Raw genomic sequence first — 8,057 nt, forward strand, 5'->3', positions numbered from 1 at the left:
TGTCGACTGTATCAGATCCTTTCGGTGTCTGACGCCCAGTCAACCGGGCTTGTCCTCGCGGCCGTTGGGCCGTTCCGACGTCTCAAACCTTAGCGGATTCCCCCGGCAGTGCCTAATCGGGCTGCCGAGCCCCATTCGAATTGAATTCGGGCACGCCGAATTCACCCCGGCTGGGAGATCGTGCTGGTGGTTTGAGGTGCCGCTGAAGCGGCGGAGGTGTTGTCGAAGAACCGTTACGGCCCCGCGGCAACCCGAAGAACTCTACGCATCGGGCAGAGGCGTGTCAACCGCTGCCTGTCAAGATCTTTAATCGAGGTCCGAGAGCCGACCGCCGGCGTCCGGCTGAGCGTGCTCGACGCGGCGGAGCAGGCGGGTGAGGACCTCACCCAGGGCCGTGCGCTCCTCGGGAGAGAGGTCCTGGAGGAGCTCCTCCTCGAAGACCGAGGCGAGGCGCATGGCCTCCAGCCACTTCTCCCGGCCCTCCTGGGTGAGCTCGACGATCACCCGGACCCGGTTGGTCTCGTCGCGCTCCCTGGTGACCAGGCCCTCGGCGACCATGCGGTCGATCCGGTGGGTCATCGCGGCCGGGGTGAGGCCGAGCCGCTTGGCCAGCTCGCTCGGGCCCAGTCGGTAGGGGGCGCCGGAGAGGACGAGGGCCTTGAGGACCTCCCACTCGGTGCTGCTGATGCCGAGCGTGGCGGTCTGGCGGCTGTAGGCGACGTTCATCCGGCGGTTCAGCCGGGACAGCGCGGAGACGATCTTCTCGACCTGGGGGTCGAGGTCCTGGAACTCGCGCTGGTAGGCGGCGATCTGCTCTTCGAGTGTCGGCTCGCCGCTGATGCCGGAGTGGTCGCCCATGGCCGAAGTATCGCACGGGGCCAGTTGGCGTTGAAGTTCTTCGAGATGTAGCCTTTAGTTCGAAACTTTAGCTTTGAAGTCTTCAGGGGTAACCACTACAGGTTCAAACTCCTTCAGGCGTCGACTACTTGAGAGGGTGAACGTGACCAGGGCAATGGGCGCAGCGATGCGCCGGATCCACGTGGGCAACGCACTCAGCGCGTTCGGGCTGGGCTTCACGGTTCCGTATCTGTACGTCTATGTGGCGCAGGTACGTGGGCTGGGGGCCATGACGGCGGGTCTTGTGCTCGCCGTCTTTGCCGTGGCCGCGCTGGTCGTGCTGCCGTTCGCCGGGCGGGCCATCGTCCGGCGCGGCCCGCTTCCGGTGCTGCTCGCCGCTCTGGTCACCGCCGCGCTGGGCGCGCTGAGCCTCGGGCTCGCCGGGAACGCCACCGCCGTACTGCTGTCGTCCGCGGCGCTGGGCGCGGGGCAGGCCGTGATGCAGCCGGCGCTCGCGACGATGATCGTGGACTGCTCCACGGCGGAGACCCGGTCGCGGGCGTTCGCCATGCAGTTCTTCCTGCAGAACCTCGGTCTCGGTGTGGGCGGGCTCATCGGCGGTCATCTCGTCGACACGACCCGGGCCTCCTCCTTCACGCTGCTGTTCGCGATCGAGGCGGCGATGTTCCTGCTGCTGGTCGTGGTGATGGCGACGGTGCGTATGCCGCGGGCGCCGCGGATCGCGGGCGCGCCGACGGCGTCGGCGAAGGGGAGCTGGAAGCAGCTGCTGAAGAACCGGGCGATGGTGCAGCTGTCCGTGCTGGGCTTCATCCTGTTCTTCGCCTGTTACGGGCAGTTCGAGTCGGGGCTTCCCGCGTACGGCGTGGAGGCGGCCGGGATCTCGACCTCCGCGCTCGGGACGGCGCTGGCCGCCAACACGCTGATGATCGTGGTGGCGCAGTTCGTGGTGCTGCGGTTCGTGGAGCGCCGGCGGCGCACCCGCGTCATCGCGGCGGCGGGGCTGATCTGGGCAGTGGCCTGGCTGGCGGCCGGGTACGCGGGTCTGGGCAGTGTCAGCCAGGAGATGGCGACGGCGGCGTTCGTTTCGACGTACGCCCTGTTCGGGCTGGGTGAGGCGCTGCTGTCGCCGACCGTGGCGCCGCTGGTGGCGGATCTGGCTCCGGCGGGGATGGCCGGTCAGTACAACTCGGCCTTCGCCCTGGTGAAGCAGTTGGCGCTGGCGGTGGGTCCGGCGATCGGCGGGCCCATGGGTGCCGCGCTGCACGGCCCGTACATCGTGACGTTCCTGGTGTTCTCGCTGGGCATCACCTATCTGGCGCTGCGTCTGGGGCGGCAGCTCACGCTGGCGCAGGACCACCCGGCGCTGGCGAGGAGCCGGGTGGTGGCCTCGGGCGGTGCGGCTCAGGCGGAGACGGCTCCGGCGCACGCCTGAGCCGGGGCCCGAGGGGTCAGGTGCGGGGCAGGACGAACTCGCACCACACGGCCTTGCCGCCGCCGGGGGTTCTGCGGGAGCCCCAGCTGGAGGCGATGGTCGCGACGATGGCGATGCCCCGGCCGGACTCGTCGGCCGGTTCGGCGCGGCGGCGGCGCGGCAGGTGGTCGTCGCCGTCGGTGACCTCGACGATCAGGCGGCGGTCGGTGCGGCGCAGCCGTAGCCGCATGGGCGGGGTGCCGTGCTGGAGGCTGTTGGCGACGAGTTCGCTGGCCGCGAGGACGCCCAGGTCGTGCAGGTCGGCCGGGAAGCGCCAGCTGGTGAGGACGCCGGAGGCGAAGGCACGCGCGCGTGGCGCGGCTTCCACGCCGCCGAGGAGTTCCAGGGCTGCGTTGCGGAACAGGTCGGCGTCGGGGCCGGTGCGGGCCGGGTGCTGGAGGACGAGGACGGCGACGTCGTCGTCGTGGTCGGCGGTGACGCCGGCCGAGCGGACCAGGCGGTCGCAGACGACCTGGGGGGTGCCGGTGGCGCCGGCGAGGGCGCGTTCCAGGGAGGCGATGCCCTCGTCGAGGTCCTCGTCCCGGCGTTCGACCAGGCCGTCGGTGTAGAGGACGGCGGTGGAGCCGGGGCCGAGCGGGATGGAGCCGGAGGCGTGGATCCAGCCGCCGGTGCCGAGCGGGGGTCCGGTGGGTTCGTCGGCGCGCAGGACGGTGCCGCCCTCGTCGCGGACCAGGATGGGCAGGTGCCCGGCGGAGGCGTACACCAGCCGGCCCTCGTTCGGGTCGTGGATGGCGTAGACGCAGGTGGCGATCTGGTTGGCGTCGATTTCGGTGGCGAGGCCGTCCAGCAGTTGCAGTACCTCGTGCGGCGGGAGGTCCAGGCGGGCGTAGGCGCGTACGGCGGTGCGGAGTTGGCCCATGACGGCGGCGGCGCGTACGCCGCGGCCCATGACGTCGCCGATGACGAGGGCGGTGCGGCCGCCGCCGAGGGTGATGACGTCGTACCAGTCGCCGCCGACCGCGGCCTCGGTGCCGCCTGGCTGGTAGGTGGCGGCGATGCGCAGGTCGTCGGGGTGTTCGAGTTCCTGCGGGAGCAGGGACCTCTGGAGGGTGACGGCGGTTTCGCGCTGGCGGCGTTCGCTGGCGCGCAGGCGTTCGGCGGCCTCGGCGTGGTCGGTGACGTCGGTGGCGAAGACCAGGACGCCCTTCTCGCCTTCCGCGACCGGCGTGCAGGTGAACGTGTAGGAGCGGCCGTCGGGGGCCTTGCGGGACTTGAGGGTGCGGGGCTTGCCGCTGCGCAGGACCTGGTCCAGGAGCGGGAGCAGGCCCAGTTCGTGCAGTTCGGGCAGGGCCTCGCGGGCCGGTTCGCCGAGCGGGCGGGCGCCGAAGGCGGTGGTGTAGGCGTCGTTGACGTAGGCGAGGCGGTGTTCGGTGCCGTGGACCAGGGCGACGAGGGCCGGTACGCGGTCGAGGACTTCGCGTACGGGCAGGTCGTCGAGGGCGGGCAGGGGCGGGGCGTCGTCGGTGAGCTGTTCGGCTCGGGCGGCGGGGACGGCGCCCGCGCTCTCCCCGCGCCGCTCCGCGGGGACCGCGTGGTCGGTCCGCGCTGCGGTGCGGCGCTGCGTTCCGGGGAGCCGGGCGCTCCAGCGCGTGAAGTTCACGAATCCTTGCCTCGTGTCGTCGTCTTCGGCCGGCTTCGGACCCGGTGGGGGTCTGGGGGCCGGCCTCCCCGGGGATGCGGCACTGTGGGGACGGTCTGGTGCGAGTCGGGTGGGCGGGCTGGCTGCCCGTCCGGTCCGGGGGTCAGTCTGGCAGTGTGGCGGACCGCGCCGACATCCGTCAGACGCCCGCCGGGTCCGAGGAGTTCCTGGGTCGGGTCAGGACGACCCCTTCGGGTCGTTGTCGCTGTCGACAGGAGGCTTTCCACCGGCCGCGAGTTCGAACTCCGCACGGGGGTGTTCGAGTGAACCGAGGGAGACGATCTCCCGTTTGAACAGTCCCGAGAGCGTCCATTCGGCCAGTACCCGGGCCTTGCGGTTGAAGGTGGGCACTCTGCTGAGGTGGTAGACGCGGTGCATGAACCAGGCAGGGTAGCCCTTCAGCTTGCGTCCGTAGACGTGTGCGACGCCCTTGTGCAGACCGAGTGAGGCCACCGAGCCGACGTACTTGTGGGAGTACGTCTGGAGCGGCTCGCCGTGCAGGGAGCGCGCGATGTTCTCGGCGAGGACCTTGGCCTGGCGCAGCGCGTGCTGGGCGTTGGGGGCGGTCTCGGTGCCGGGGGTGTCGGCGGTGACGTCGGGGACGGCGGCGGCGTCCCCGGCGGCCCACGCGTGCGGGGTGCCCTCGATCTGCAGCTCGGCGGTGCACTTGAGGCGTCCGCGTTCGGTGAGCGGGAGGTCGGTGGCGGCGACCACGGGGTTCGGTTTGACGCCTGCCGTCCACACCACGGTGCGGGTCGGGAAGCGGGCGCCGTCGCTGAGGAGGGCGGTGCGGTCGGCGCAGGACTCCAGCCGGGTGTGCAGGCGTACGTCGATGTTGCGGCGGCGCAGCTGGGAGACGGTGTAGCGGCCCATCTCCTCGCCGACCTCGGGGAGGATGCGGTCGGAGGCCTCGACGAGGATCCACTTCATGTCCTCGGGGCGGACGTTGTGGTAGTAGCGGGAGGCGTAGCGCGCCATGTCCTCCAGTTCGGCGAGGGCTTCGACGCCCGCGTAGCCGCCGCCGACGAAGACGAAGGTGAGAGCGGCGTCGCGGACGGCGGGGTCGCGGGTGGAGGAGGCGATGTCCATCTGCTCGATGACGTGGTTGCGCAGCCCGATGGCCTCTTCGACCGTCTTGAACCCGATGGCGTGCTCGGCGAGGCCGGGGATGGGGAGCGTGCGGGAGACCGAGCCGGGGGCGAGGACGAGCTCGTCGTAGGCGAGCTGCTGCCGGCCGGCGCCCTCGTCCTCGGTGGCGAGGGTGGTGAAGGTGGCGGTGCGTTTGGCGTGGTCGATCGAGCGGACCTCGCCGACGACGACCCGGCAGCCGTCGAGGACGCGGCGCAGGGGTACGACGACGTGGCGGGGTGAGATCGAACCTGCCGCCGCTTCCGGAAGGAACGGCTGATAGGTCATGTACGAGTCGGGTGTGACTACGGTGACCTCGACTTTTCCCTGTTTGATTTCTGGTTTCAACTTTTTCTGGAGTCGCAGGGCCGTGTACATCCCGACGTAGCCGCCGCCGACAACGAGAATGCGCGCACGTTCCTTCACCATCCCATGACGCACCCGGCGCTTGAGTTTGTCCACAGGCTCGGCAAATTGTGTGACCGGCGGTGATCGAGCCGCCGGGTTGGCCGAAATACCGGACTCTATGGAAGGATCGCAGGTCAACGCGGGTGCGCGGGGGACCTGCCGGGGGTGCAATCGGGACTAAAGCGGCCCGTACGCCGATCGGGGGGCGCTCCGTGCGGAACGTGCCCCTTCTGAATTGACTCCCTCTCAACTATGTTCGTGTGTCGACGGGGTGTAGGGGGATGCGCTCGTCGGGCTCAAAGGGTTCGCGACGGGCGGGCTCGGGGTCCGGGCATGTTCCGCCACGCTCCTGCTGTCAATGGCGGGGAGAGTCTCCGGGGGGAGACGTCATTACCGGGGGAACACTTATGCATGTTCAGGACTCTCATTGGTCGACCACGTCCGCCATCGCGTCCGGTGGTGGAGCGATGGGCCAGACGATGGGTGGAGCCATGGGCGCGACGGGGAACGGCCGCGGGGAAGGCCCGCGGACGACGCCGTTGCGGGTGGACGCACAGCGCAATCTGGAGCACGTGCTGCGCGCGGCGCGTGAGGTCTTCGGCGAGCTGGGGTACGGCGCGCCGATGGAGGACGTGGCGCGGCGGGCGCGGGTCGGCGTGGGCACGGTCTACCGCCGCTTCCCGAGCAAGGACGTCCTGGTGCGCCGGATAGCCGAGGAGGAGACCTCCCGGCTGACCGAGCAGGCGCGGGCCGCGCTCGGGCAGGAGGACGAGCCGTGGTCGGCGCTCTCGCGGTTCCTGCGCACCTCGGTCGCGTCGGGCGCCGGGCGGCTGCTGCCGCCGCAGGTGCTGCGCGTCGGGGTGGCCGAGGAGCGCGGCGACGGCGCCGGGTTCGACGAGGCGCGGGTGCCGCAGCAGCGGACCCAGCCGGGCTCGGGCGAGCTGCGGCTGGTGGCCGACGAGAACTCCGGGAGCGACGACGCCGGGGCGGCGGCGCTGCTGGATGTCGTGGGTCAGCTGGTCGACCGGGCACGGGAGGCCGGTGAGCTGCGCGCCGATGTGTCGGTGGCGGACGTCCTGCTGGTGATCGCGACGGCGGCGCCCTCGCTGCCGGACGCGGCGCAGCAGGCGGCGGCCTCGGCACGGCTGCTGGACATCCTGCTGGAGGGGCTGCGGTCGCGGCCGTCCTGATCCGGGCGTCGCCGGGTTGACCGGTGACTCGAAATGGTGACATCGGGGCGGGGGTTGCCGCAGGCGCTCCCGCTCCGGCGTTCCCGGCGGCGTACCGGGAAATCCCGGGCGAGCCGCCCAACTGCCCTCCTGAGGGCGTCACTTGCGCCTTCCCCGAAAGAGTGAGGGCACGCACTGGCTCGCGGCGAAACCCCTCGGACGAGTGGAAGGCGGCGCTCGACCGCTGCTGACCAAAAGTCGATATGGCACTCTGAACCGGTGTTCGGGACAGGTTGGGCCGGCGGCGGGGGCTTTCCGCGATGAGCGTGGACGGGTGGGACGAGTCACTCGGTGACGGTGACCCGGAGGGCGAGGGTCCGGCCTCGCCCCATGTGCCGAGCCAGGGCGGCCGCGCCGACGTTCCGCAGGGCGGCGAGTCCCCGCTGGTGGCCGGTATCCCGGCGCAGGGCGGCGAGCCCGTGGAGGGCAGCGTCCCCGCACAGCGCGACCGGCGCGAGGACGGCGTGCTGCCCCCGCCGAGGGATCTGCCGCCGTCCGACGCCGACTTGATCGGCCGGATGCGCTCCGGCGACGACTCGGCCTACGAGGAGCTGTACCGCAGGCACGCAGAGGCGGTCCGCCGCTACGCCCGTACCTGCTGCCGGGACGGTCACACCGCCGAGGACCTCACCGCCGAGGTGTTCGCGCGGATGCTCCAGGCGGTGCGCGGCGGTTCGGGTCCCGAGCACGCCGTACGCGCGTACCTGCTGACCTCGGTGCGACGCGTCGCCGCCACCTGGACGAAGTCCGCGAAGCGGGAGCAACTGGTTGACGACTTCGCGGTGTTCGCCGCGCAGGCCGGGCGCTCCAGCGATGTGCCGGACGACGACACCCTGGACCTCGGCGCGGACGTGCGCGCGATGCACGAGGCCGAGCAGTCGATGGCCATGCAGGCGTTCCGGTCGCTGCCGGAGCGCTGGCAGGCCGTGCTGTGGCACACCGAGGTCGAGGACGAGTCCCCGAGCGAGGTCGCCACGCTCTTCGGGCTCGACGCCAACGGCACGCGCGTGCTGGCCAGCCGCGCCCGCGAGGGCCTGAAGCAGGCGTACCTCCAGGCCCATGTCAGCGCCACCCTCGCCAGCGACGAGGAGTGCGCCCGGTACGCCGACCGGCTCGGCGCCTACGCGCGGGGCGGACTGCGCACCCGCGCGGAGCGGGGGCTGCGCAAGCACCTGGAGGAGTGCGCGAAGTGCCGGCTGGCCGCGGGCCAGATCAAGGAAGTCGCCAGCGGTATCCCCGCCGTGGTGCCGGTCGCCGTCATCGGCTGGTTCGGCGCCGCCGGGTACGCCAAGGCGGCCGCACT

Annotated in this window: 6 protein-coding genes; 3 read left to right on the forward strand and 3 right to left on the reverse strand. The window is 71.4% G+C overall.

The genetic code is table 11. From position 1 onward, the window contains the following. Nucleotides 1-306 precede the first annotated feature (306 nt). On the reverse strand, nt 307-858 hold the full coding sequence (locus tag GA0115233_RS39085) for a MarR family winged helix-turn-helix transcriptional regulator (protein ID WP_093725441.1): 552 nt from the start codon (nt 856-858) through the stop codon (nt 307-309). Between the two features lie 154 nt (nt 859-1,012). Between GA0115233_RS39085 and GA0115233_RS39090 the strand changes: the two genes are divergently transcribed. Beyond that, entirely contained in the window at nt 1,013-2,290 is a 1,278-nt protein-coding gene (locus GA0115233_RS39090; protein ID WP_176712105.1) for an MFS transporter, read from the forward strand. A gap of 16 nt (nt 2,291-2,306) precedes the next feature. Here GA0115233_RS39090 and GA0115233_RS39095 read toward each other — a convergent pair whose 3' ends face one another. Beyond that, complete coding sequence (locus GA0115233_RS39095; protein ID WP_093725445.1) at nt 2,307-3,950, reverse strand: ATP-binding SpoIIE family protein phosphatase; 1,644 nt, start codon at nt 3,948-3,950, stop codon at nt 2,307-2,309. Between the two features lie 216 nt (nt 3,951-4,166). Continuing rightward, nucleotides 4,167-5,546 (reverse strand): NAD(P)/FAD-dependent oxidoreductase, encoded by a 1,380-nt coding sequence (locus tag GA0115233_RS39100; protein ID WP_093725447.1) that lies wholly within the window; start codon nt 5,544-5,546, stop codon nt 4,167-4,169. A gap of 386 nt (nt 5,547-5,932) precedes the next feature. Between GA0115233_RS39100 and GA0115233_RS39105 the strand changes: the two genes are divergently transcribed. Further along, complete coding sequence (locus GA0115233_RS39105) at nt 5,933-6,715, forward strand: TetR/AcrR family transcriptional regulator (protein WP_093725449.1); 783 nt, start codon at nt 5,933-5,935, stop codon at nt 6,713-6,715. A 299-nt stretch (nt 6,716-7,014) separates the two neighbouring features. Continuing rightward, nucleotides 7,015-8,057 (forward strand): sigma-70 family RNA polymerase sigma factor (locus GA0115233_RS39110; protein ID WP_141689648.1); only part of this gene is annotated, 1,043 nt, incomplete at its 3' end.

The sequence above is a fragment of the Streptomyces sp. DI166 genome (assembly GCF_900091315.1).
Lineage (GTDB): Bacteria > Actinomycetota > Actinomycetes > Streptomycetales > Streptomycetaceae > Streptomyces > Streptomyces fuscus.

Coding starts and splice junctions, on each gene's coding strand:
- GA0115233_RS39105 (WP_093725449.1), top strand. CDS start 5,933: ATGCATGTTCAGGACTCTCATTGGTCGACCACGTCCGCCATCGCGTCC.
- GA0115233_RS39090 (WP_176712105.1), top strand. CDS start 1,013: ATGGGCGCAGCGATGCGCCGGATCCACGTGGGCAACGCACTCAGCGCG.
- GA0115233_RS39100 (WP_093725447.1), bottom strand. CDS start 5,546: ATGGTGAAGGAACGTGCGCGCATTCTCGTTGTCGGCGGCGGCTACGTC.
- GA0115233_RS39085 (WP_093725441.1), bottom strand. CDS start 858: ATGGGCGACCACTCCGGCATCAGCGGCGAGCCGACACTCGAAGAGCAG.